Origin of the sequence: Burkholderia cepacia, from assembly GCF_029962485.1 — a bacterium.
Lineage (GTDB): Bacteria > Pseudomonadota > Gammaproteobacteria > Burkholderiales > Burkholderiaceae > Burkholderia.
This window is the reverse complement of record NZ_CP073639.1, coordinates 839,756-865,027: the sequence shown is the minus strand read 5'-3', so window position 1 is coordinate 865,027 and position 25,272 is coordinate 839,756. Positions and strand designations below refer to the sequence as shown.

Annotated in this window: 22 protein-coding genes; 16 read left to right on the top strand and 6 right to left on the bottom strand. The window is 64.9% G+C overall.

Features of this window, described 5'->3' with window-relative positions; translation table 11 throughout:
* Positions 1-14 precede the first annotated feature (14 nt).
* A complete protein-coding gene (locus KEC55_RS34900) occupies positions 15-1,505 on the top strand; it encodes an aldehyde dehydrogenase (RefSeq protein ID WP_282512320.1) in 1,491 nt (496 codons plus the stop codon).
* Between the two features lie 54 nt (positions 1,506-1,559).
* Here the strand turns inward: KEC55_RS34900 and KEC55_RS34895 are convergent, their stop codons facing one another.
* From KEC55_RS34895 to KEC55_RS34885, 3 genes are all read right to left on the bottom strand, one after another.
* Positions 1,560-2,072 (bottom strand): DUF4262 domain-containing protein, encoded by a 513-nt coding sequence (locus KEC55_RS34895; RefSeq protein ID WP_282512318.1) that lies wholly within the window; start codon positions 2,070-2,072, stop codon positions 1,560-1,562.
* Positions 2,073-2,146: 74 nt separating this feature from the next.
* A complete protein-coding gene (locus KEC55_RS34890; protein ID WP_282512316.1) occupies positions 2,147-3,991 on the bottom strand; it encodes an ABC transporter ATP-binding protein in 1,845 nt (614 codons plus the stop codon).
* Positions 3,992-4,095: 104 nt separating this feature from the next.
* Positions 4,096-5,115: an alpha/beta hydrolase family protein gene (locus KEC55_RS34885; RefSeq protein ID WP_282512314.1), complete on the bottom strand. Its 1,020-nt coding sequence runs from the start codon at positions 5,113-5,115 to the stop codon at positions 4,096-4,098.
* A gap of 148 nt (positions 5,116-5,263) precedes the next feature.
* Here KEC55_RS34885 and KEC55_RS34880 point away from each other — a divergent pair, with 148 nt between their 5' ends.
* Positions 5,264-5,860: a TetR/AcrR family transcriptional regulator gene (locus tag KEC55_RS34880; protein WP_282512313.1), complete on the top strand. Its 597-nt coding sequence runs from the start codon at positions 5,264-5,266 to the stop codon at positions 5,858-5,860.
* 21 nt (positions 5,861-5,881) lie between these two features.
* On the opposite strand, the gene KEC55_RS34875 is transcribed toward KEC55_RS34880, so the two are convergent.
* Positions 5,882-6,694 (bottom strand): DNA-binding transcriptional regulator, encoded by an 813-nt coding sequence (locus tag KEC55_RS34875; RefSeq protein ID WP_282513129.1) that lies wholly within the window; start codon positions 6,692-6,694, stop codon positions 5,882-5,884.
* A 164-nt stretch (positions 6,695-6,858) separates the two neighbouring features.
* Between KEC55_RS34875 and KEC55_RS34870 the strand changes: the two genes are divergently transcribed.
* The 8 genes from KEC55_RS34870 (at position 6,859) to KEC55_RS34835 (ending at position 16,283) form a co-directional block, all read left to right on the top strand.
* Positions 6,859-8,706, top strand: coding sequence for a bifunctional 3-(3-hydroxy-phenyl)propionate/3-hydroxycinnamic acid hydroxylase (locus tag KEC55_RS34870; RefSeq protein WP_282512312.1), 1,848 nt, complete (start codon positions 6,859-6,861; stop codon positions 8,704-8,706).
* Position 8,707: 1 nt separating this feature from the next.
* Positions 8,708-9,661, top strand: a complete 954-nt coding sequence (locus KEC55_RS34865) for a 3-carboxyethylcatechol 2,3-dioxygenase (protein ID WP_282512310.1) — start codon at positions 8,708-8,710, stop codon at positions 9,659-9,661.
* A gap of 4 nt (positions 9,662-9,665) precedes the next feature.
* Positions 9,666-10,454, top strand: a complete 789-nt coding sequence (gene mhpD / locus KEC55_RS34860) for a 2-keto-4-pentenoate hydratase (RefSeq protein WP_282512308.1) — start codon at positions 9,666-9,668, stop codon at positions 10,452-10,454.
* 17 nt (positions 10,455-10,471) lie between these two features.
* Positions 10,472-11,419 carry an acetaldehyde dehydrogenase (acetylating) gene (locus tag KEC55_RS34855; RefSeq protein ID WP_282513127.1) on the top strand — a complete coding sequence of 316 codons (948 nt, stop codon included), beginning with the start codon at positions 10,472-10,474 and terminating at the stop codon, positions 11,417-11,419.
* Positions 11,420-11,434: 15 nt separating this feature from the next.
* Positions 11,435-12,457, top strand: coding sequence for a 4-hydroxy-2-oxovalerate aldolase (dmpG, locus tag KEC55_RS34850; RefSeq protein ID WP_348996032.1), 1,023 nt, complete (start codon positions 11,435-11,437; stop codon positions 12,455-12,457).
* Positions 12,458-12,515: 58 nt separating this feature from the next.
* Positions 12,516-13,769 (top strand): 3-(3-hydroxy-phenyl)propionate transporter MhpT, encoded by a 1,254-nt coding sequence (mhpT, locus tag KEC55_RS34845; RefSeq protein ID WP_282512304.1) that lies wholly within the window; start codon positions 12,516-12,518, stop codon positions 13,767-13,769.
* A 14-nt stretch (positions 13,770-13,783) separates the two neighbouring features.
* On the top strand, positions 13,784-14,650 hold the full coding sequence (locus KEC55_RS34840) for an alpha/beta fold hydrolase (protein WP_282512302.1): 867 nt from the start codon (positions 13,784-13,786) through the stop codon (positions 14,648-14,650).
* 217 nt (positions 14,651-14,867) lie between these two features.
* Positions 14,868-16,283 carry an MFS transporter gene (locus KEC55_RS34835; RefSeq protein ID WP_282512300.1) on the top strand — a complete coding sequence of 472 codons (1,416 nt, stop codon included), beginning with the start codon at positions 14,868-14,870 and terminating at the stop codon, positions 16,281-16,283.
* Between the two features lie 98 nt (positions 16,284-16,381).
* On the opposite strand, the gene KEC55_RS34830 is transcribed toward KEC55_RS34835, so the two are convergent.
* Together KEC55_RS34830 and KEC55_RS34825 are read right to left on the bottom strand one after the other, a co-directional pair.
* Entirely contained in the window at positions 16,382-17,308 is a 927-nt protein-coding gene (locus KEC55_RS34830; RefSeq protein WP_282512298.1) for an amidohydrolase family protein, read from the bottom strand.
* A gap of 630 nt (positions 17,309-17,938) precedes the next feature.
* A complete protein-coding gene (locus KEC55_RS34825) occupies positions 17,939-18,640 on the bottom strand; it encodes a TetR/AcrR family transcriptional regulator (RefSeq protein WP_282512296.1) in 702 nt (233 codons plus the stop codon).
* A gap of 127 nt (positions 18,641-18,767) precedes the next feature.
* On the opposite strand from KEC55_RS34825, the gene KEC55_RS34820 reads away from it, so the two are divergent.
* From KEC55_RS34820 to dmpG (KEC55_RS34795), 6 genes are all read left to right on the top strand, one after another.
* Entirely contained in the window at positions 18,768-19,658 is an 891-nt protein-coding gene (locus KEC55_RS34820) for an alpha/beta fold hydrolase (RefSeq protein ID WP_282512295.1), read from the top strand.
* 71 nt (positions 19,659-19,729) lie between these two features.
* Entirely contained in the window at positions 19,730-20,683 is a 954-nt protein-coding gene (locus KEC55_RS34815) for a VOC family protein (RefSeq protein ID WP_282512293.1), read from the top strand.
* Positions 20,572-22,437 carry a bifunctional 3-(3-hydroxy-phenyl)propionate/3-hydroxycinnamic acid hydroxylase gene (locus KEC55_RS34810; protein ID WP_282513125.1) on the top strand — a complete coding sequence of 622 codons (1,866 nt, stop codon included), beginning with the start codon at positions 20,572-20,574 and terminating at the stop codon, positions 22,435-22,437. Before KEC55_RS34815 ends, KEC55_RS34810 begins: the two co-directional genes overlap by 112 nt.
* Before the next feature lie 24 nt (positions 22,438-22,461).
* Positions 22,462-23,256, top strand: coding sequence for a 2-keto-4-pentenoate hydratase (locus tag KEC55_RS34805; protein ID WP_282512291.1), 795 nt, complete (start codon positions 22,462-22,464; stop codon positions 23,254-23,256).
* An 11-nt stretch (positions 23,257-23,267) separates the two neighbouring features.
* The gene (locus tag KEC55_RS34800; RefSeq protein ID WP_282513123.1) at positions 23,268-24,215 is read left to right on the top strand and encodes an acetaldehyde dehydrogenase (acetylating); all 948 of its coding nucleotides are present in this window, start codon (positions 23,268-23,270) and stop codon (positions 24,213-24,215) included.
* 11 nt (positions 24,216-24,226) lie between these two features.
* Positions 24,227-25,270: a 4-hydroxy-2-oxovalerate aldolase gene (gene dmpG, locus KEC55_RS34795; RefSeq protein ID WP_282512289.1), complete on the top strand. Its 1,044-nt coding sequence runs from the start codon at positions 24,227-24,229 to the stop codon at positions 25,268-25,270.
* Positions 25,271-25,272 lie beyond the last annotated feature (2 nt).

Below are 25,272 nucleotides of genomic sequence, written 5' to 3'. Positions count from 1 at the left end.
TCACGAGGAAACCCATGAATCAAACGACATTCGAAGACTGGCAGGCCCGCGCGGCCATGCTGCGGGTCGAAGGGCGCGCATTCATCGATGGCGAGGCGCGCGACGCGCATGCCGGCGCGACCTTTGCCTGTGTGAGCCCGATCGACGGGTGCGTGCTCACGCACGTGGCCGATTGCGGCACCGATGACGTCGACCACGCAGTCGCCGCCGCGCGCCGCGCGTTCGATGCGCAGGCGTGGGCCGGCATGAATCCGCGGGCCCGCAAGGCCGTGCTGCAGCGGTGGGCCGCACTGATGCGCGAGCACGCGGACGAGCTCGCGTTGCTCGAGACGCTCGACACCGGCAAACCGATCGCCGACACCACGGCGATCGACATCCCGGCCGCCGCGCATTGCGTCGACTGGTACGCGGAAGCGGTCGACAAGATCGGCGGCGAGGTCGCGCCGGCCGACCATCATCTCGTTGGCCTGGTGACACGCGAGCCGATCGGCGTCGTCGCGGCCGTCGTACCGTGGAATTTCCCATTGCTGATGGCCGCATGGAAGTTCGCGCCGGCGCTCGCGGCCGGCAACAGCGTGGTGCTCAAGCCGTCGGAGAAATCGCCGCTGACCGCGATCCGCGTCGCGCAGCTCGCGTGCGACGCCGGCATTCCGGCCGGCGTGTTCAACGTCGTGCCGGGCGGCGCGGAGCCGGGCAGGGCACTGGCGCTGCATCGCGACGTCGACTGCATCGCGTTCACGGGGTCGACGCGCACCGGGCAGCAGATCATGGCGTGCGCCGCGCAATCGAACCTGAAACGCGTGTGGCTCGAACTTGGCGGCAAGTCGCCGAATATCGTGCTGCCCGATTGCCCCGATCTCGACCGGGCCGCGCAGGCAGCCGCCGATGCGATCTTCTTCAACATGGGCGAAGTGTGCACGGCCGGCTCGCGCCTGCTCGTGCACCGCGACATCAAGGACGCATTCGTCGCGAAGCTGGTCGATGCGTCGCGGCGCTTCGCGCCCGGGCATCCGCTCGATCCCGCGGTGACGATGGGCGCGATCGTCGATCGCATGCAGCTCGATCGCGTGATGGGCTACATCGGTCTCGGGCGCGACGAAGGCCGCCTCGTGACGGGCGGCTCGCGCGTGCGCGAGGAGACGGGCGGGTTCTATGTCGAGCCGACGGTGTTCGAGGTGAAGCCCGATGCGACGATTGCGCGGGAGGAGATCTTCGGGCCCGTGCTGTCGGTAATCGCGTTCGACGATGTCGACGAAGCCGTACGTATTGCCAACGATACCGAGTACGGGCTCGCGGCGGCCGTCTGGTCGGCCGATCTGTCGACCGCGCATGCCGTCGCGCGGCGCTTGCGCGCGGGCACCGTATGGGTCAATTGCTACGGCGACGGCAGCGACGACATGAACTTTCCGTTCGGCGGCTACCGGCAGTCGGGCAATGGCCGCGACAAGTCGCTGCATGCGCTCGACAAATACACCGAGCTGAAATCGACGATCGTGCGGCTGTAACGTCGGGATGCGCGGCACGCTTGCAAGAACGTGCCGCGCGAAACGGCGCACGGGTTAGTGGCGATCGTCGCCCGGCACGAACAGTCGCGGTTGCGCGGCGTTCAGCGCATCGTCCGCTTCCGGCTGCCACGGGAAAACCCCGTCGCGATCGGGCCACAGCAGCTGGACGCACGGGAAGTCGTCGTTGCCGTAGAACCAGCGGTTCCAGCCGAGATGAGCTTCGTAGTGTGCTTTCGCGATCGGCATCAGCAGCGCGTTCGCATTGCTGTAGACGGAATCCGTGACTTCGCCGACCGGTGGTGGCGTGCCGGCCGCGACCATGCGGTAGACGTCCCACAGTACGTCGTGGACGATGCGCGCCGGCAACGAGAACACGATGATTTCCGGGAAGCCGTGATTGACCCACAACCCGGTCGTGAACGAGAAGCCCGGTTCGCCACCTTCTGCAAACACTTCCGTGCGGAACCATCCGTGCTGGCGAATCTGATGCACGAAGCGTTGCTCGTCTTCCTCGAGCGCCGAATCGGGCGCGTTCAGCGCAGTGGCGATATCCGGTCGCGTGGTCATGCGGGCTCCTTGGTTGGGCGTCGGTCAAATCCGCCGACAACCGATGTGCCGCCATGTTGCCATGGCCGCCGTGCTTACTGAACCGCTTCTTCCGTTTCGCCGAGGAATCCGCCGCTCTGGTGCGCCCACAGCGCGGCATAGATGCCGCCCGCGTTCAGCAACTGCTGGTGCGTGCCTTCCTCGACGATGCGCCCTTCGTCGAGCACGATCAGCCGGTCCATTGCCGCGATCGTCGACAACCGGTGCGCGATCGCGATCACCGTCTTGCCGCTCATCAGCGTGTCGAGGCTGCGCTGGATCGCGACTTCGACCTCGGAATCGAGCGCGCTGGTCGCTTCGTCGAGCACGAGGATCGGCGCGTCCTTGAGCATCACGCGCGCGATCGCGACGCGCTGCCGCTGGCCGCCGGACAGCTTCACGCCGCGCTCGCCGACCTCGACGTCGTAGCCGCTGCGCCCGTGGCGGTCGCGCAGCCGGTCGATGAACTCGGTCGCTTCGGCCCGCACGGCCGCCTCCTGCATCTCGCGCTCGGTCGCATCGGGCCGCCCGTACAGCAGGTTCTCGCGCATCGTGCGGTGCAGCAGCGACGTATCCTGCGTGACCATCCCGATCGCGCTGCGCAGGCTGTCCTGCGTCACGTGCGCGATGTCCTGCCCGTCGATCCGGATCGCGCCGCCACCGACGTCGTAGAAGCGCAGCAGCAGGTTCACGAGCGTCGACTTGCCGGCGCCCGAGCGGCCGATCAGGCCGATCCGCTCGCCCGGCCGGATCGTCAGGTTCAGCCCGTCGAACACCGTGCGGTCGTTGTCCTCGTGCGCGAACTGCACGTTGTCGAACACGATCCCGCCGCGCTGCACCGCGAGCGGCTTCGCATCGGGCGCGTCGACCACGCTGCGCACCTTCGTCAGCGTGTTGATGCCGTCCTGGATCGTGCCGACGTTCTCGAACAGCTCGGTCATTTCCCACATGATCCAGTGCGAATAGCTCGACAGGCGCAACGCCATCGCGATCACGGCCGCGACGACGCCCGCGCTCGCTTCGCCGCGCATCCACAGATAGAGCGCGAGGCCGGCCGAGCCGACCAGCAGCAGCGTCGACAGCAGGTGGTTGACGATCTCGAACGCGCTGACGAGCCGCATCTGCGCGTCGCCGGTCGCCTTGAACGCTTCCATCGCGCGCCGGGCATGGTCGGCTTCCCGCCGCGTGTGCGAGAACAGCTTCACGGTCGTGATGTTCGAGTACGCGTCGGTGATGCGGCCCGTCATCAGCGCGCGTGCGTCGGCCTGCCGGCTGCCGACGGCGCCCAGGCGCGGCACGAAATACGCGCACGCGGCGCCGTAGCCGAGCGCCCACAGCAAGAGCGGAATCATCAGCCGCCAGTCGAAGCTGGCCGCCAGCACGAGGATACCGATCAGGTACGCGGTGACGCCGATCACGACGTCGACCGACATGAACAGCGCGTCGCGCACCGCGAGCGCGGTCTGCATGATCTTGGTCGTCACGCGGCCCGCGAACTCGTTCGCGTAGAACGACAGGCTCTGGTCGAGCATCAGCCGGTGAAACAGCCAGCGCAGCCGCATCGGGAAGTTGATCGCGAGCACCTGGTGCTTGACCATCGTGTGCAGCGCGATCAGCAGCGCGCTGCCGGCGAGGATCGCCGCGAAACCGACGAGCGTGCCGAAGTGGCGGCCGCCGAAATCCGCCGGCGTCGACGTCGACAGCCAGTCGACCACGTGCCCCATCATCGCGAACAGCGCCGCTTCATAGGCGGCCAGCGCGGCCGACGTCAGCGCGATCAGCAGGATCCAGCTGCGCGCGCCTTTCGTACACGCCCAGACGAACGAGAAGAATCCCTTCGGCGGCGTGACGGGATCTTCGAGCGGGAAAGTCGGCAGGCGACGTTCGAACCACGAATACATTGAGACTTCTCCTTGGTGCGGCCACGCGGGCGGCGCGACCGGTATTGCCTGATGCCTGTTTCATCTGCGGCGCCATCCGTGGCGGCGCCGTGTTGCACACGCGTTCACTGCGACCGGATCCATGCCTCGATCGGGGCGAGCGTGCCTGGCGCATACGCGCGGCGCCCGAGCGCCATGTACAGCCAGGTCTTCCACGCCGGCCAGTCGGACTCGAGCTGATAGTCGAACCAGCCGGCACGCAGCAAAGCATGCGTTGCACCGGGCACGACCACGATGCGACGGTCGGGCCGGTTTGCGAACGCACGCGCATAGGCGCCCGCTTCGTCGACCGGATCGACGTTGCGATCCAGCGCGCCCCATACGGCCAGCACGGGCCCCTGCATCGTCGCGAGCGCCTGCGACGAATCCTCCAGGTAGTTGCGCGCGATGAAGCCGAAACGGCGCGGCTCGATGTCGGGGCGCAGGCGCGGATCGGCCGGCGCGCCTGCCCGACCGAAGATGGCATCGTTGCTGCGTCGCTCGGCGGCCAGTGTCGCATCGATTCGATCCGGCTGCAGGCCGGTTGCCTCGAGCTGCTGCCGCGTCAGATAGGTGCCTTGTCGGCGCCAGCTGACCGCACCGCCGACGATCACCGAGAACGCGGGCCGGACCGCATTGGCCACGCGCGGGATGACCCAGCCGCCCTGGGAAAAGCCCAGCAGGCCGACCTTGTGCGTGGGGCCGGCGACGGCGCGCACGCGCGCCATCGCGGCGATCGTTTCGTTGGCGCGATCCTGCATCGATTGCGCGAGCCAGTCGCCGCCGCTGCGGCCAGTACCCTGCTTGTCCCACGCGAATACGCCGATGCCGGCGTCGAGCAGGCTGTTGACGAGCGGCAGCATGGCATCGTCGGAGAAGCGCGTGCGCGGGCCGTCGCCGTGCACGAGCAGCACGATCGGCGCGTCGGTCGCATGCGCCGGCAGCGCGAGCGTGCCGACGAGGTCGGCGCCGCCCGCGTGGAATGCGAGCGTGGACACGCTCGCGCCCTTCAGCTCGAAGTCGGACAGGCCACGCAGCACGAGCGCACCGGCCGCGACGAGCACGAACAGGACGAGTGCGATGCCGGCAATGACGATGCGTTTCAAGGATTCCTCGTGGTGGTCGTGTGAAGCGAATGCAGCGGGCGGCCCGCGACAGGCGCGGTGCCTTGACGCCTGTGGCGCATCGCAATGATAATAGATCGACTAATCAGTCTAATAAATATTTGAGCCATCGTCGAGCCCGGAGTTCCTGTTGAGAAAGATCGATCCTGAAAGAGTGGAAGCGAAGCGGCGCCAGATCCTGGATGCCGCGATCGACTGTTTTGCACGCGACGGCTTCCATGCGACGTCCACGGCCGCGATCTGCAAGGCGGCGGGGATGAGCCCCGGCAACCTGTTTCATTATTTCCCGACGAAGGCGGCGATCATCGAGGCGATCGCGCAGGACGACCAGCGCGAGATGGCCGAATTGTTCGCGCGGCATGCGGACGCCGCCGACGCACTGGCCGCGATCGAGGAGATCGCGCTGGCGTTGATGGAACTGTCGAGCGATCCCGTCTATGCGCGCATCAGCATCGAGACCGCGGCCGAGGCGACGCGCAATCCCGATGTTGCCGCGCTGTTCGCGGCGAACGAGGCGCAGGTGAAGGGGCGGATGGTTGCGCTGATCAAGCGCGGAGTCGCGCAACAGAAGATCGACGGCAGCCTGAAACCCGATCTCGTCGCGACCTGGCTGCTTGCGCTCGCGGAAGGGGCGGTCGGGCGTGTCGTGTTTGAGCCCGGATTCAAGCCGCGCGCGCATCGCGCGATGCTGCGGACGATCATTCAGCGGATGTTGCGGCCGCAGTGAGGGTGGCTGCTGGGGCTTCGCTTACGCCGATGGATGGGGTTGAGTCCCTGGTTCCTGCTTCAACGCTGCAGCAATTTCCATCGCCGTTTTCTGTAACTCGGGCACAAAGCGGCGCGTGGCGTCTGCGAGACTGACCGCGCGCGACAGGAAGACGATATTGAGACTCGCGATCACGCGTTCGTCTGCACTGATCGCGACCGCCACCGCACCGATTTTCGCCTGTGCGGTCCAGTCGCCGTGATTCGATCCGAAACCATCCTCGCGCACACGCCGGATCAGCTTGCGCACGAGCGCATCGTTTCTCGCGAACGCCTGTTGCTCTTCGCCGCCCGCGCCGGAGCGCAACAGTTCCAGAATGTCCTCGCGCTCCTCGTCGGGGCACATCGCGAAGTAGGCGCGGCCCGCCGCCGTCAGCAAGATCGGCAAACGTCGCCCGACCATCGCGCGATGAAACGACAGCCGGCTGAAGCGATGCGTCGTCTCGCGGATGATCATCGCGTCGCCATCGGGCGTGGTCAGATCGGATGGCCACGCAACGCGCTGCAGTAGCTGCCCCATGATCGGCGGCGCCACGGTCGCGATGCGCTCGGTATCGGTGAAACCCTCGCTCAACGAACGCACGGCGAGCGTCAGGCGGAAGCTGTCGTCCGATGTGCTGCGGCGCACGAACCCTTCCTCCATCAACGTTTCGAGCAGACGGCGCACTGTGGTGCGATGCAGGCCGGTCAGATCGGCGATCTGTTGACTCGTTGCGCGTCCGTCTTCCATCGCATTCAGCGCCCGCAGCACCTGAAGGCCGCGCGCCAGGCCGCGCACGTTCGTGTAGGTTGTCACGTCGAAAACCCCATTTAAATCAAGCATGTGCATTCTATGCACATTCCGGAGATTTTGTTGAGAGCGTTTTCCGCCGTCCATAAACTGCATTCATAAGCTGAACGACCGGGAGCCAGGCGCTTCGCCGGTTCAGCACATCGGACAAGCCCAGTCAGGAGACAAGCATGCGCCCCGCCTTTGAACCGGCGGCCGGCAACGGCCGCGCTCATCCTCACGAAACGACACACCGTTCGATCGACGCCGATGTCGCCATCATCGGCGCAGGCCCGGTCGGCCTGATGATCGCGAACATTCTCGGCCTGCAGGGCGTGCGCGTCGTCGTGATCGAGAAGCTCGCGCAGATCATCGACTATCCGCGCGCCATCGGCCTCGACGACGAAGCATTGCGGGTATTCCAGTCGGTCGGCCTTGTCGACGCGCTGCTTCCACACACCACGCCGAATCACTGGATGCGCTTCACGCTGAAAGGGAAGTGCTTCGCGTCGATCGAGCCGCGCACCGACGAGTTCGGCTGGCCGCGCCGCAATGCCTTCATCCAGCCGCTCGCCGATCAGATTCTGTATCGCGGTCTCGAGCGTTTCGACAATGTGTCGACGCTGCTTGGCCACAGCGTCGACAGTTTCGCGCAGGACGCGTGTGGAGTGACCATCGCCGCGACCGACGCGCACGGCGTGAAGACAACGATCCGCGCCGCGTACATGGTCGGCGCGGACGGTGGCAACAGCCTGGTGCGCCGCACGCTCGACGTGCCGTTCGAAGGCCGCACGAAGCCGAATCAATGGATCGTGATCGACGTGCGCAATGATCCGATCGGCTCTCCGCATGTTTATCTGCATTGCGACGCGCGGCGTCCTTACGTGTCGGCGGCGCTGCCGCACGGCATCCGGCGTTTCGAATTCATGGTGATGCCCGGGGAGACGGAGGCGGAGCTGTCGAAGCCGGAGAACATGGCGGCGTTGGTGCGCGGGGTTGTCGACGATCCTGACAAGGTCGACTACATTCGTCAGCGGGTCTATACGCACAACGCGCGGCTCGCGAGCACATTCCGCGTGAAGCGCATCCTGCTCGCGGGGGACGCCGCGCACATCATGCCGGTGTGGCAGGGGCAGGGTTACAACAGCGGCATTCGCGACGCGAGCAATCTCGGCTGGAAGCTCGCGATGGTCGTGAAAGGCACGGCGCACGACGCGCTGCTCGATACCTACACGATGGAGCGGCGCGCCCACGCCCGCTCGATGATCCACCTCTCGGAAGTCGCGGGCGATATCTTCGCGCCGACGAGCTTCTTCGGATCGAAAGTGCGCGACGCGTTCGTGCGCTGTTTCGACATGCTGCCTTCCATGAAGCGCTACTTCGTCGAAATGCGCTTCAAGCCGATGCCGCGCTATGAAGAAGGCGTCGTGCTGCTGGCGCGACGCGAGCGGTCCGAAGGCCTGCTCGCGCGCCTGATCGCGAAGCGGGGGCACGGCGCGTTCGGGCGGCTGGTGGGCCTGATGAGCGAGAAGCGCGAATCGCTGATCGGGCGGATGGTGCATGGACGTGATGCGCAGGCGGGCACCCCCGTAGGCCGCATGTTCATCCAGCCGCGCGTGCGTCTCGCTGATGGCAGCATCGTCCGGCTCGACGATGCGATCGGCAATCGCTTCGCGATCGTGGGGTGGGGCACGGACCCGACCTTCGGCCTGACGCCCGAGGCGCGCCGCATCTGGAGCGCGCTTGGGGGATGCTTCGTGCTCGCGAAGCCCGACCCGCAGCTCGCCTTCCACGATGACGTGCCCGAAGACGTGATCGCCATGGGCGATGTCGACTCGCGCCTGCGCGACTGGTTCGCGCGCGTGCCGGAATCGGTCGTGCTGTTGCGGCCGGACCGCTTCGTGGCAGGCATGTGCTCGCCGCAATGCGTATCGGATTGCGTGTCGCAGCTCGCACAAAGGCTGTCGCTTCCGATGACAACGGGCGCGACGGCCAACGACGCGACGTTCGCGCACGCCGCCGACCTGGTAGGGGCCTGAGATGCCGATCCATCTCGAATGCATATCGCACACGCCGCTGCACGGCTATTTCGATCCCGCGCCGGCAGTCGTCGCGGAAGTCGAGCGGGTGCAGCGCGCGGCGCGCGAGCGGGTCGACGCGTTCGATCCGGAGTTGGTGATCGTGTTCGCGCCGGATCACTACAACGGATTTTTCTACGACGTGATGCCGCAGTTCTGCATCGGCGTCGGGGCGACGGCTGTCGGCGATTTCGGCAGCGCGGCCGGCCCGTTGCCCGTCACGCGCGATGTGGCGCTCGCGCTCGCCGATGCCACGCTCGCAAGCGATATCGACGTAGCCGTGTCGTATCGCATGCAGGTCGATCACGGCTGCGCGCAGGCGCTCGAGGTGCTCACGGGCGGTATCGACCGCTATCCGGTGGTACCCGTCTTCATCAACTCGGTTGCGCCGCCGATGGCGTCGTGCCGCCGCGCACGACTGCTTGGCGATGCGATTGGCCGTGCCGTCGCGCGCACGAACCGGCGCGTGTTGCTGATCGGCTCGGGTGGTCTCTCGCATGAGCCGCCGGTGCCTGAAATCGCGGGCGCGGACGGTGTCGTCGCGGAACGGTTGATCGCGGGCCGCAACCCGTCGCCGGAGTCGCGCGATGCGCGGCAATCCCGCACCGTCGCGGCGGCCAAGGCATTCGCGGCGGGTGACAGCCGCCTGCATCCGCTCAATCCCACATGGGACCGCATGTTTCTCGCGCTGCTCGAACGCGGTGAAATCACCGCCGTCGATGGCCTCACGAACGAAGCGATCACGCGTGATGCGGGCAAGTCCGCGCACGAGATCCGCACGTGGGTCGCCGCATTCGGTGCGCTTGCGGCGAGCGGCCCATACGCGGCATCGATCGATTACTACCGCGCGATTCCAGAATGGATCGCGGGCTTTGGCGCGATGCATGCGCGAGAACGGACCCTTTCCAGGAGATAGAGCCATGTCGGATGACAACAGCATTGTTTCGATGGCTGCGCGCCTGCGTGAAGCGCAGGCCTCGCGCCGGACGATCGCGCCGTTGCGTGATACGTGCCCCGAAGGCGACGCGACACGCGCCTACGCGATCCAGCAGATCAACAACGACTTGCGCATGGCGAACGGCGAGCGGGTTGTCGGCAGGAAGATCGGCCTGACTTCGCCCGCGGTGCAGAAGCAACTCGGCGTCGATCAGCCGGACTTCGGGGCGTTGTTCGCGTCGATGGCTTACGGCGACAGCCAGCCGATGCCGCTTGCCTCGTTGATCCAGCCGAAGGTCGAGGCGGAGATCGCGCTCGTGCTCGAACGCGACCTGACCGCCGAAAAACACACGTTCTCGGATCTGATCTCCGCGACCGCGTATGCGGTGGCCGCGATCGAGGTCGTCGACAGTCGCATCCGCGACTGGGACATCCGGTTTTTCGACACCGTGGCCGACAACGCGTCGAGCGCGCTGTTCGTGCTCGGTAGCCGACCGGTCCTGCTGCGCGATATCGAGCTGACCGCGTGCGCGATGACGCTCACGCAGGACGGTGAAGTCCTTTCACGTGGCAATGGCGGCGCGTGCCTCGGCAATCCGCTCAATGCGGCGGCGTGGCTCGCGGACCGGATGGTTCGGCTCGGCACGCCGCTGCGTGCGGGCGACATCGTGCTGACGGGCGCGCTCGGCCCGATGGTCGCGGTGAAGGCGGCCGGCACCTATACGGCGCATATCGAAGGGCTCGGCAGTGTGCGCGCCAGTTTCAGCGAATGACGGACGGAGACATTCCCATGGCAACAGACAACACCCGGTGCAAAGCCGCGATCATCGGATCCGGCAACATCGGCACCGACCTGATGATCAAGATCATGCGTCGCAGCAAGCATCTCGACGTCGCGGCGATGGTCGGCATCGATCCAGCTTCGGACGGCCTCGCGCGCGCCGCGAGGCTCGGCGTGGCGACGACGCATGAAGGCGTGGAAGGGCTGGCGCGCCTGCCCGTGTTCGACGAGATCGATTTCGTGTTCGATGCGACGTCCGCCGGCGCGCATGTGAAGAACGACGCGTTCCTGCGCACGCTCAAGCCCGGCATTCGCGTGATCGACCTGACGCCTGCTGCCATCGGCCCGTATTGTGTGCCGGTGGTGAACCTCGACGCGCATCTCGATGCGCTGAACGTGAACATGGTCACATGCGGCGGACAGGCGACGATCCCGATGGTCGCCGCCGTGTCGCGGGTCGCAAAGGTGCATTACGCGGAGATCGTTGCATCGATCAGCAGCAAGTCGGCAGGGCCCGGCACGCGCGCCAACATCGACGAGTTCACGGAGACGACGTCGCAGGCGATTGAAGCGGTCGGCGGCGCCGGCAAGGGCAAGGCGATCATCGTGCTCAATCCGGCCGAGCCGCCGCTCATGATGCGCGACACGGTCTATGTGCTGTCCGAAGCGGCAGACCGGGCGCTGATCGAAACGTCGGTCAGCCAGATGGCCGCTGCGGTCCAGGCCTATGTGCCCGGTTATCGCTTGAAGCAATCCGTGCAGTTCGACGACATCCCCGCCGCTGCGCCGTTGCATATCCCCGGACTCGGCTATTTCAGCGGACTCAAGACCTCGATCTTCATCGAAGTGGAAGGCGCGGCCCATTATCTGCCGGCCTACGCGGGCAACCTCGACATCATGACTTCCGCCGCGCTGGCAACGGCCGAGCGCATGGCCGCGTCGCTTGTGAACGCCTGAAGCAAGGAGCACTCGATCATGGACAAGAAACTCTATATCTCCGACGTGACGCTGCGCGACGGCATGCACGCGATCCGTCATCAGTATTCGATTCAGAACGTGCAGGACATCGCCCGTGCGCTGGACGAGGCGAAGGTCGACAGCATCGAGGTCGCACATGGCGATGGCCTGCAGGGTTCGAGCTTCAACTATGGCTTCGGCGCGCACAGCGACCTGGAGTGGATCGGGGCGGTCGCCGACGTGGTGAAGCACGCGACAATCGCGACGCTGCTGCTGCCCGGCATCGGCACGATTCACGATCTGAAGGCCGCGTACGACGCGGGCGCACGTGTCGTACGTGTCGCGACCCATTGCACGGAAGCGGACATCTCGAAGCAGCACATCGAGTATGCGCGCAGCCTCGGCATGGACACGGTCGGCTTTCTGATGATGAGCCACATGACCACGCCCGACAACCTCGCGACCGAAGCGAAGAAGATGGAAAGCTACGGCGCGACTTGCGTATACGTGGTCGATTCCGGCGGCGCGATGAACATGAACGACATCCGTGCACGCTTCAGGGCGCTCAAGGCGGTGCTTCGTCCCGAGACCCGGACGGGCATGCATGCCCATCACAACCTGAGCCTCGGCGTAGCCAACTCGATCGTTGCGGTCGAGGAGGGTTGCGATCGCGTCGATGCGAGCCTGGCGGGCATGGGGGCGGGAGCGGGCAATGCCCCTCTCGAAGTGTTCATCGCGGCGGCCGAGCGCCTTGGCTGGCATCACGGCACCGATCTCCATCGCCTGCTCGATGCGGCCGACGATATCGTGCGCCCGTTGCAGGACCGGCCGGTGCGCGTGGACCGCGAAACGCTCGCGCTTGGCTATGCGGGCGTGTATTCGAGCTTCCTGCGGCATTCCGAAATCGCGGCGAAGAAGTACGGCCTGAAAGCCGTCGACATTCTCGTCGAGCTGGGCAAGCGACGCATGGTGGGCGGTCAGGAAGACATGATCGTCGACGTCGCGCTCGATCTGAAGAAGCGCGAAGCACGCGCCTGAACCATCCGTCATGCCACGCGCCATGAAGAGCGCTGCATCGTTCAACCTGGAGACATCAATGAAAACGTCAACGGCTTCACCCCCGCGCGCCGGCGGCGCCATCACCATCGGCCTGTGCCTCGCGGTCGCGCTCCTCGAAGGGCTTGACCTGCAATCCACCGGCATCGCCGCGCCGCGCATGGCACGCGAGTTTCATCTCGCTGTCGCGCAGCTCGGCTGGGCATTCGGCATCGGCGCGCTCGGCCTGTTGCCGGGCGCGGCGATCGGCGGCCGGCTCGCAGACCGCATCGGCCGCAAGCGCGTGCTGATGATGTCGGTCGCGCTGTTCGGGATATTTTCGATTGCAACGACCCAGGTGTGGGATCTGCAGAGCCTGCTCGTCGCGCGCTTTCTCACGGGCCTCGGTCTCGGCGCCGCGATGCCGAACCTGATCGCGCTGTGCGCGGAAGCGGCGGCGCCCGGACAACGCAGCACGGCAGTCGGCGCGATGTACTGCGGCATGCCGTTCGGCGCGGCGCTCGCGGCCGTGATCGGCATCGTCAGCCCGGGCGCCGAGGGCTGGCGGCACATTTTCTATGTCGGCGGGATCGGGCCGCTGCTGACCCTGCCGCTGCTGGCGCTCTTCTTGAAGGAGTCGACGCACTTCGTCGCGGCGAGCCAGGGTGCGACCCGCGAGTTGAAGGACGGCATCGTGCGCGCGCTCTTCAGTGACGGGCGCACGGTGACGACCATCGCGCTGTGGATCAGCTACCTGGGAACGCTGATCGTGCTGTATTTCCTGATGAACTGGTTGCCGTCGATGGTGCTCTCGCGCGGCCTCACGCCGGTACAGGCAAGTGTCGTGCAGATGATGTTCAACATCGGCGGCGGCGTCGGCGCGATCGTGATCGCAGGGCTGATGGATCGCATTGGCAAGCGGCCGGTCGTGGTCGGCATGTATGCGGGCATCGCCATTGCGTTGCTGGCGCTCGCCGGCGCGACGGGCAACGTGTCGATGGCATGGGGTGGCCTGCTGGCGGGGCTGTTTCTCGTTGGCACGCAGTCGGTGCTGTATGCGCTTGCCGGTGCAACGTATCCAACACGCGTGCGCGGCACGGGCGTCGGCGCAGCGGTGGCCGTCGGCCGTGTGGGTTCGATGGTCGGCCCGTTGATCGCCGGGCAACTGCTGGCGTTGGGCCAGAGCGCGTCGATGCTCGTGATCTCGAGCATTCCGCTCATCGTGATCGCGGCGCTCGGCGCGCTCGCCGTGGTCGCGAAATCTCCGCGCGAGTCGGCCAACGGCTCGCACACACTTGGAACCGAATCGATCTGACGAAGGACATCGACATGACTGACACCGTGATTCATACAGAGGCCGCGACCAGCAAGTTCCTGAACGTGATGGAAGGCGGCACGGAACTGCGCGTGCACTACAACGACACCGGCGCAGGGTCGGAAACGCTGGTGCTGCTGCACGGTTCCGGCCCGGGTGCGAGCGGCTGGGCCAACTTTTATCGCAACGTCGACGTATTCGCTCGCGCGGGCTACCGTGTGATCCTCGTCGACTGTCCCGGCTGGGGCAAGAGCGATTCGATCGTCTGCACCGGCTCGCGCTCCGACCTCAACGCGCGTGTGCTGAAGGGCGTACTGAATACGCTCGGCATCGAACGCGCGCATCTCGTCGGCAATTCGATGGGCGGACATAGCGCGGTGGCATTCGCGCTGTCGTATCCGGAGCGCGTCGGCAAGCTGGTGCTGATGGGCGGCGGCACGGGCGGCCCGAGCCAGTTCGTGCCGATGCCGACCGAAGGGATCAAGCTGCTGCAGGGACTGTATCGCGTGCCGACGCTCGAGAATCTGGAGAAGATGCTCAATGTCTTCGTCTACGACGCGAGCACGATGACGGAAGAGCTGATGCAGACGCGGCTCGAGAACATGCTTGCGCGGCGCGATCATCTCGAGAACTTCGTGAAAAGTCTGGCGGCCAATCCGAAGCAGTTTCCGGACTATGGTTACCGGTTGAACGAGATCAAGTCGCCCGCGCTCGTGATCTGGGGGCGCGACGATCGTTTCGTGCCGTTGGATGTGGGCTTGCGGCTCGTGTGGGGCATGCCGAATGCTCGACTGCATGTATTCGGGCGATGCGGGCACTGGGCGCAGTGGGAGCATGCGGACGCATTCAATCGCATGGTGCTCGACTTTCTGCAAAACTAAGCGGGCCGGCACGCGCGGTTGTCGCGGGTGCCGCGCCTCTTTCTTGCAAGCAAGGCGATGGCCGCGGCACGTTCAGCGAAGCCGGGTTCATCGAGTTGCCCGAGTCGCAGAATGCGTACGTTCCGTTCGGTCTCTGAAGGCTTTCACTCAAGGGAACCGGTAGGGCACGGAAGTCCCGTCCGGTGCGTATGAGCGCACGTCGAGAGATCGCACGGTCTTGTTACTGAAGATTGCTCATGGTGTTGCCGCGATCGTTTGCACGATCGAACGCGCCCTGTTTGCCTTCGCATTCGCCTGTTATCCGGCGCATCCGGCCAAATGGCCGCGCGCCGGCAACCCCATCGAGCGTCACAAGGAGTCGGACATGAGCGCAGCACCCAGAGAGGGCGCAGGTGCTAGTGGCCCCAGCAAACTGCAACTTGCCACCATCGTCGCAGGGGCAGCAATCGGCATGGCCTTGGGTTATGCCCCGGTATTCAATGCGACAGCCGGCGTATTCGCGCCCGTCGTGCTGCGTGAATTTCATTGGACGCGGGAACAGGCGGCCATGTCCTACGCGGCGTCAATGGGCGGGCTCGCCGCGGCGAGCCCGTTCATCGGCATGCTGATGGATCGTTTTGGCGTGCGCCGCGTGATTCTCGTCTCGGCAATCGCGTTCAGTCTTGCGGTGGCTTGCATGGGGCTGCAGAGCGGCGCCATCGGCGCCTGGATTGCGCTATCGCTGGTGATCGGTGTGTCGGGTGCCGCAACGTCGGTGCTCGGCTACCTTGCGATCCTGCCGCAGTGGTTCGACCGGCGCCTCGGGCTCGCGACGGGTTGCGCGATGGTCGGACTCGGTGTGGGCACTGCGGCCGCGCCAACGGTCACCCAGCACGTCATCGCGGCGTTTCACTGGCGCCACGCCTATCAGATCAGCGCGTGCGTGTCGCTCGCGGGCTCGCTCCTTGCCTATGTGCTGATCAGGGAACGGAAGGTGGCGCCGCGGCCACGACGGGACGATTGCCCTGACGACCTCGCCGGCGCGGAGCCATCATTCTCGGCGGTCAAGCTCGGCACGATCGTCGTGGTCGCGTTTCTCGCTTCGAGTGCGACGCTCTCGCTCAATCCGCACTTGCCGGTGCTGTTGGCGGATCGCGGGTTGTCGCCCGGGGCGGCGGCGAACTGCGCGTCGCTGATCGGCGTCGGAATACTCATCGGGCGCCTGATTTCCGGTGCACTGATCGATTACCTTCATGCGCCGCTGGTCGGCGCGGGGTTCCTGCTCGCCGGCGCGTCGGGGTACCTGCTGCTCATGAATGCAGCGTCCCTGCCATCCATGCTGCTCGCGTGCGCCTGCATCGGCCTCGCGATAGGGGCAGAGGGGGACTTGCTGTCCTATCTGGTCCGCGCCTATCTGGGGCTGAGACGTTTCGGCCTTCACTATGGCATCGCGTTCGCGGGCTACGGTTTCGGCGCAGTCGTCGGCCCGCTCGTGGCTGGACGCTACTTCGACCTGTATCGCAACTACGCATTACCGCTCCGGCTCGCCCCGATCGTGCTGGTCATCGCAAGCGCGCTGCTCATCTCGCTCGGCAAATATCGCACGTTTCGATCAGGTCAACCGAAGGGCAGGTTCGCGAGCGCCGACACCTGAATGGAAGCGGCGGCAGCGGATAAGAATCCGTGGCCGACCGAGCGTCGACGCACACGCGAAAGCGGGGGCACCGGCATCCGGCGCCCGCAGCATTTTTCTTACGCCACCGCCAGTCGCGGGAACAGACGTTCCGCGTTACCGCGATAAATCGCGTGTCGCTGCGCTTCCGTCAGCGGAAACGCTTCGAGCATCCGGGTGAAATCGACCGACCGGTCCTTGTTGGCGTACGGCCAGTCGCTCCCGAATGTAATCCGGGACGGATCGGCGAATGCAAGCAACGCCGGTAGCGCGTAGGGGCTGCTCGAGAGCGCCGTGTCGAAGTAGTAGCGCCTGAGTCGCGCCAGGCCGCCCTCGGTGCTGTTGTCGGGCGACACAACACGCGCAATTCGCTGTGCTGCGTAGGGGACAAACCCGCCTGCGTGCGACAGAATGAATTTCACGTCAGGAAAGCGCTCGAGCCAACCGGCTTTCGCAATGTTGATCGCCGCCCGAGTCGTGTCGAGAAGAAAGTCTGCCGCATACGGGGGAATCCCGGGCACCGGCTCGCAGGGTAGATCGCCAGGGTGGATGAAGACGACTGCCTGACGTCGGTTAAGCTCTTCGAACAGCGGCGCCCAGGATTCATCACCCAGGTACGTGCCTCGTACGCTACTGATCAGCACCACGCCGTCCGCACGGAGCGTATCCATCGCATAGGTCGCCTCCGCGATCGCGCCTTCGACATCCGGTAGCGTCAGGGTCGCGAAGAACCCGAAGCGGCTGGGGTGTCGCGACACAACGGCGGCAGTGAATTCGTTGACCTCACGTGCTTTCTCGCGTGCCTCGATGTCATCGCCAAGATGAACCCCCGGCGTCGATACGGAGAAAATGCCCGTTGCCGTACCTTCCGCTTCCATCAGATCGAGCGCTCCTGCTTCGCTCCAGTGCGGGATCGGAAGACCTCCCGCCGTGATGCCGCGACTTTCCAGCCATGCTGCGTAGGGTGGCGGCACGATGTGATGGTGTGTATCGATTTTCGTGAGCATTTCGCATCTCCTGTTTGTGTGGCGCGACGCGAGGTCTTCGCGCGCTCTATGGATCCTCCACACGAGTCTAAGGACGCCATCAGGACCGTCAAATTATTCTCCGGCGTGTGCAAGGAATGCACCGACAAACCGCTTTCGGTGTCGATCGGCGACAGCGACGGAGGGTGACGATGGGAGTACGGAGGCGGGGAAAATCGACGTGATAACGGTATGGGAGCGGCGGAGCGATGCTGATCGCTTGCCCGTTCTTGCCGTCCGATGTTTCGCCGGTGTCACGCGATGACAGGCCGTTCCGGTTCGCGGGCCCATGCTGCGATGGATGATTGCGGCAGCTCATCGGGGTTGCCTGTCGTCGTTTGCGTCAGGTCCAACCGCTCTCGGTTCGATTCAGGCTGCGTACGACGGGCTGGTGGATCCGTCCTGACGAACGGGGAATGCCACGGATGCGCGAAGCAATGGGCGCCCGCGAATGGTGGCGCAGGGATGGCAGGGTTGGTGACGCTGTCTGGTGAGAACAATCCGTCCGCACGAAACGTTCGCGTCGAGTTCGGGCAACGCGTTCATTCTCACCGGCTTGTGTCGCCCCGATCGGCTGCTCCGCTCGATGGCGTGCCGTGAGGCGGTTGATCACTACCGGGCGTCGGGCTGCTTCGCCGCGCGCACACGCCCTCGCTCCAGCAGGGACGTTTCAGGCGGCATGACCAGCGTCAGTTCATCAAGCACGAGTCGCCGCGCCTCGTCTCCATCGACACCCAGGCCGCGCAGAATCGCGGCAACGATCTGTTCGGGCGATTCGGCCACCGCACCGTTTTCGGTGAATCGATGAATCGTCGTGAGCGCGGTTCCGGCAATCATGTCGAGCGCCAGCTCGACCGTCACGCCCTGAAATCGGCCGGTAGCCAGGCCTTGCTGGATGTGGACCGGCAGGTACACGTAGATCAGGCTGCTCGGGCCGACGGCATGGACGCCAGCTGCCGAAATGAAGCGTGCAAGCAGCGGATAGGCACGTGCGGCATACAGAAACATCCGGACGCCGCACGCAATTCTTCGGGCCGGGTCTTCGTAAGCGCCCACGACCGTTTCGATCAGGCGGAGCAACTCATCGTTGAGCTCCTGCGTCACCGCTTCGAGCAGTTCCTCATTGGTACGGAAGTAGTTGTAGAAGGTGCCTTGCGACACATCGGCGGCCGTAATGACGTCCTGGATGACACTGGCGCCAATCCCTTTCTCGGCAAAAACGAGCATCGCGCTTTCGATCAGCCGCGCGCGCATCCGTTCGCGGCGCTGCGCGGCAACACGGGTCCGATGATCAATGGTCGTGGATTCACTCATGTGCCGATTATACGGTGCGACTTACGGACGCCCGACCGGGTGCTAGGTAAAAACGAGAATATTGTCATAATGACATTAATCTCATTACAATGAATCACACCTAGCGAAATCAGGAGCAGTCGACGCCATGGATACCCCCTCCATCACGCACGCAATGCGCCAACGCACCGCCAAGGTCGGCGCGCGGCACGTTTTTCTATCGGAAGCTGGCGAAGGGCCCGCCGTATTGATGCTGCATGGCGGTGGGCCGGGCGCATCGGGCCTGTCGAACTACGCGCGGAACATCGACGCGCTCGCGCGCCATTTTCGGGTCCTGGTGCCCGACATGCCCGGGTTCGGTCAGTCCACGAAAGGCGTCGACCGCAACGATCCATTCGGAGATCTCGCGGAAGGCATGCTCGGCATGCTGGACGCGCTCGGTATCCCGAATGCGCACGCCATCGGGAATTCGCTCGGCGGAGCCTGTGCGCTTCGCATGGCGCTGGAGCGCCCTCAAGCGGTGGGCCGGCTCGTGTTGATGGGCCCCGGCGGCGTCAATACGACGCGTCAGGTTCCCACGCCCGGCCTCAAACGGTTGCTGAACTATTACAAGGACGATGGCCCGAGCCGCGAGAAGCTCACGACGTTCATTCGCGGCGATCTCGTGTTCGACGGCAGTCTCGTGCCGCAGTCGATGATCGAGGAGCGCTTTCGGGCCAGCATCGACCCGGCAGTCGTCGCCAGCCCGCCTTTGCTGGGCCCCAAGGGCATCCCGAAGTTCAGCAATCTCGACTTCACGCGGGATGCGCGACTGGCATCCGTGCGCAATCCGACGCTCGTCTTGTGGGGCGTGGATGACAAGGTCAACCGGGCCAGCGGCGCGTACGCGCTCCAGAAGCGCATGCCGAACTGTGATGTCTACCTGTTCAGCAATACCGGACACTGGGTGCAATGGGAGCGGTCGAACGAATTCAACGCCGCCGTGCTGGCATTCCTTGCGCAGGGCGATGCGACCGCACGCGTCGTCGCTGCCCGCTGATCGAGGGTGATGTCATGCCGACAATCGTTAATGCGCGGTCACCTACACGCAGCTTGTTCGGTCGTGTTCGGATGGGCTATCTGCTGGCCGAATCGGCCCGGCTTCGCGAATGGACGAAATTCGCGTCGGAAGGCCTGGGGCTGCACGTCGATACCCCCGATCCACGCGTGGTCGCATGCCGCATCGACTCGCACGACCGGCGTTTGATCATCCGTGCCGGCACGGCCGAAGATGTCATTGCCATCGGATGGCAGCTCGACGACCGCGAGGCGCTTGAGCTTGCCGTCGCCCGAATCTCCGCTCGCGGGGTGCGTGTAGAGGAAGGGAGCAAGGAAGAAGCGGCCTTGCGCGGCGTGAAGCGATTCTGGTTCTTCGCCGGGCCGAAGAAACTGCGCACGGAATTGTTCACGGAACCGGTCATCAGCGATCTGCCGCTGCGCATGAGTGCGACGGGCTTTGTGACGGGCGCGTCGGGGATGGGGCATGTCGCCGTCACGACCCGACAACCGGAGGTGATGCAGCAGTTCTGGAAAGACGTGTTCGATGCGCGCCTTTCCGACGAAATCGAAGACAGGATGCAAGGTCTGAATCTTGACTTCGCGTTCCTCCGATTCAACGAACGACATCATTCGTTCGCGACTGCGTCGACACGTGGGATCCGCCTGAATCCGCTGCGCACGCAGATTCACCACATGAATCTCCAATGCGCATCCATCGACGATGTGACGCAAGCCTACCTCCGGTGTCGTGCGATGGGCTATCCGATCGCGAATGCAATTGGCCAGCATCCCAATGACCGTGAACTCTCGTTCTACGTTCAGACGCCATCGGGCTTCGAGATCGAGCTCGGCTGGAACCCGATCGTGGTCGATGAGCAAACGTGGCGTCCGGCGATTTATCAAGGCATCAGTCTATGGGGCCATCGTCCGGAAAACCTGAGCTTTGGCGTGCGGTTGGGGCGCGTGCGTCGCGCGCTTGCATCGCTGACGCGTCCGGAATTTTCTGTACAAGGAGAACGTTCATGAACGGAGCGCATCCGAATGATGCGTGCGATGTCGCGATCGTCGGATTGGGGCCGACCGGCCTCGTTCTCGCGCACATGCTCGGCCAGGCCGGCCACCACGTTGTCGTGCTCGAGCGCGAACCCGTGTTCTACGGTAACGCGCGAGCGGTATACACCGACGACGAATGCATGCGGATTTTCCAGCATCTCGACGTGGCCGACGAGATCCAGTCGCGGATGATGATGGAGACGCCCGTCCAGCTCGTGCGGCGCGACGGTACGCCGATCACACAATACATGCCGCGCAAGCGTCCGTTCGGCTGGCCCGTGATCAACTTCTTTTACCAGCCGTACCTGGAAACGACGCTGGCCGAGACGCTCGCACGTTATCCGAACGTCGACGTGCGACGGGGCCGCGAAGTCGTTGACTTCGCTCAGGACGCCGACGGCGTGAGCGTCATGCATCAGGCGACGCGCGAAGCGCGGTTCAGCGACAGTCACGATGCGCGCGCGTGCGTGCAAGGCGATCCCGATATCAGAACCCTGCGGGCGCGCTATCTGGTCGGCGCCGACGGCGGCCGGAGCGTCGTTCGCACGAAGCTCGGGATCGAGATGTCGGGCAAGAGCTTCCCCGAGCCGTGGCTCGTCGTGGACCTCGAACGCAAGCCCGGAACGGACGCGTTGCGTCATCTGCCGTACTTCAACTTCGTCGTCGACCCGAAGCTGCCGGTCGTGAGCTGCGTTCAACCCGGAAAATTCCACCGGTTCGAATTCATGTTGATGCCTGGCGAAACGAAGGAAAACATGGAGCGGCCGGAGACGGTCCGGAAGTATCTGTCGCTGTTCGTCGACCCCGATCAGTTCGCGATCAAGCGCAAGCTCGTCTATACGTTCAACGCGCTGATTGCGTCGAAGTGGCGGGTCGGACGCGTGCTGCTCGGCGGCGATGCCGCTCACATGACGCCGCAGTTCATGGGGCAGGGTGCGAGTTCCGGTGTACGCGACGCGTACAACCTTGGCTGGAAGCTCGATCTCGTCTTGCGCGGCCTCGCGGCCGAGACGCTGCTGGACACTTACCAGTCGGAACGGCATGCGCACGCGAAGGCGATGATCGACACGTCCGTCCTGCTCAAGAACGTCGTATCGGCACGCAGCCTGTCCGCCACGCTGGTGCGGGACACGTCCCTCGGCATCATCCGGGCCATACCGCCGCTCAGGCGCTGGCTCGAGGGGGGCGGCTTCAAGCCGATGCCCGTCTATCGCAAGAACGCATACCTGGGTTTGCCGCGCCGTCGCCGACGTGGCCCGGAGGGCGCGTTGATTCCGCAACCCGAGGTGCGTCTTTTCAACGGTGACCGGAAGAAACTGGACGACCTGCTCGGACACGGCTTTTCGCTGATCGGATTGAACGTCGATCCCTCCCGCTGCATGGACGATGTGTCGCGGGCAACGCTCGGCGCACTGTCGGTACGCAGCGTGACGATGTACGCGTATGGCGGCCGCCCGCAAGGGCTCGAAGGTGTCAATCGGGACAACGTGATCGAGGTCGCCGAAGTCGAGGATATCGGTGGCGAGATGATCGCGTGGTTCAACAAGGCGGGGTTCAAGACGCAGGCCGTTGCGGTACTGAGACCCGACCGCTTCGCCTTCGCCGTCGTTTCCGTCGGCGAGCTCGACAGGACCATTCGCCAACTGCGGGAGCGGCTCGGATTCGGGGCCGGCGATGGATCTGCCCGCATGTCAAAGACCGCACCGGCCGTCGCGCAAGCGGCCTGACCCACGATTTCACATTCTTCCGCCATGTCTCATTCATTCGACCCGGCAGCCGTGCAGGCGGCTGCGAAAGCATTACGCGATGCACGTGCATCACGCACGCCGATCGAGCCGATTGCCACGCGGTTCGGCATTGCAGGTCTCGACGCGGCGTATGCCGTCTCGGAACTCAACACCGCGGCCTGGATCGCGGACGGCCGACGCATCGTTGGCAAGAAGATCGGCCTGACGTCGGTTGCCGTCCAGCAGCAGTTGCGCGTCGACCAGCCCGATTTCGGCGTGCTGTTCGACGACATGGAATATCTCGATGGCGACGAGATGCCCCTGAGCCGCCTGATGCAGCCGAAGATCGAGGCGGAAGTGGCGTTCGTCGTCGGACGCGACATGGCCGATGAAGCGCCGAGCTATGGACAGGTCCTGTCGGCGCTGGCGTATGCGCTGCCGGCGCTCGAGATCGTCGACAGCGCGATCTCGGACTGGCGCATCGCGCTTGAGGATACGGTTGCCGACAACGCATCCTGCGGCCTCTACGTTCTCGGCAATCAACCGGTGTCGCTCGGTGGAATTTCCATCGGGGAACTGGGCATGTCGATGACGCGCGACGGCAAGACCGTATCGACCGGAACGGGTGCCGCGTGCCTCGGCCATCCGTTGCGGGCCGTGTACTGGCTGGCCCGCATGATGGCGCGGCGCGGACAGAGGTTGCGTGAGGGCGACGTGATCCTGTCGGGGGCGCTGGGTCCGATGGTGCCGGTCGGTGCCGGAGACACGATTCACGCGCAAATCGGTGCGCTCGGCAGCGTCAGTTGCCGTATCGGATGAGGGCGAGCTCGATGAGTACAAAACGGAAAGTCGCCATCATCGGCAGCGGGAATATCGGTACCGACCTGATGATCAAGATCCTGCGCCAGGGCGAACATCTCGAGATGGGCGCCATGGTGGGAATCGATGCGGCGTCGGACGGGTTGCAGCGCGCGGCGCGCCTGGGCGTCGCGACGACGCATGAAGGTGTCGAGGGGCTGGCCCGCATGCCCGTGTTCGACGAGATCGACATCGTGTTCGATGCGACGTCTGCGGCGGCGCATGCGCAGAACGATGCGTTCCTGCGCACCGTCAAGCCCGGCATTCGCGTCGTGGACCTGACGCCGGCCGCGATCGGACCGTATTGCATTCCGGTGGTGAACGGGGAGCGTCATCTCGACGCGTTGAATGTCAACATGGTGACGTGCGGCGGCCAGGCCACGATTCCGATGATCGCGGCGGTATCGCGGGTCGCGAAAGTGCACTACGGCGAGATCGTCGCGTCCATCGCGAGCAGGAGTGCCGGACCCGGCACTCGCGCCAGCATCGACGAATTCACCGAGACGACGTCACGGGCGATTGAAGCGGTCGGCGGTGCAGCGAAGGGGAAGGCGATCATTGTGCTCAATCCCGCCGAGCCGCCGCTGATGATGCGCGATACGGTGTACACGCTGAGCGACTTCGCCGATGAACGCGAGATCGAGGCATCGGTCGCCGGGATGGTCGAAGCCGTCCAGTCGTATGTGCCCGGGTATCGACTGAAACAACGTGTCCAGTTCGATCGTATCGAGGCCGAGCGGCCGATCCGGATCCCTGGCGTCGGCGAGCGGATGGCCGGCCTCAAGACCTCGATCCTGCTCGTAGTCGAAGGCGCCGCGCACTACCTGCCGTCTTATGCGGGCAACCTCGACATCATGACGAGTGCAGCCAAGGCCGTGGCAGAACGGGTCGCGGCCCGTCGCGGGGCCAATCAACAATGAGTGCCTGCCCGATGGACAAGAAACTCTATATCTCCGACGTGACGTTGCGCGACGGCAGTCATGCCATCCGTCATCAGTACAGCCTCGCGCAAGTGACAGAGATCGCCGCCGCACTCGACGCAGCCGGGGTCGATTCGATCGAGGTCGCGCATGGCGACGGACTGCAAGGCAGCAGCTTCAACTACGGATTCGGCGCGCATACGGACGTCGAGTGGATCGAGGCCGTGGCGAGTGTCGTCACGCACGCGAAGGTCGCGACGCTGCTGCTGCCCGGGATCGGCACCCTCCATGATCTGAGGGCCGCATACGACGCGGGTGCGCGGATCGTACGCGTCGCGACCCACTGTAGCGAAGCCGATATTGCTCGCCAGCACATCGAGTACGCACGGGAACTCGGGATGGACGCAGTGGGCTTCCTGATGATGAGCCACATGCAGACGCCTCGAGGATTGGCGGAGCAGGCAAGGTTGATGGAGCGTTACGGCGCCACCTGCTGCTACGTCGTGGATTCGGGCGGCGCGATGAACATGAACGACGTCCGCGACCGGATGCGGGCATTCAAGGACACGCTGAAGCCCGAAACACAGACGGGGATCCATGCGCATCACAACCTGAGCCTGGGTGTTGCGAATTCGATCGTTGCGGTTGAAGAGGGCTGCGACCGGATCGACGCCAGTCTTGCCGGCATGGGAGCAGGCGCCGGCAACGCGCCGCTCGAGGTGTTCGTCGCGGCGGCCGATCGCCTCGGCTGGCGGCATGGTACCGATCTCTACCGCCTGATGGACGCCGCCGACGACATCGTGCGTCCGCTCCAGGATCGCCCGGTGCGGGTCGACCGCGAGACACTCGCGTTGGGTTACGCCGGCGTGTATTCGAGCTTCCTGCGTCACGCGGAACAGGCCGCAGCGAAGTACGGGCTCAAGACCATGGACATTCTCGTGGAGCTGGGCCGGCGCGGCATGGTTGGCGGACAGGAGGACATGATCGTCGACGTCGCCCTGGACCTCCTGAGCGCACCTGGAACGGTACACGGCACGTCAGCGGCCTCGATCTAGGG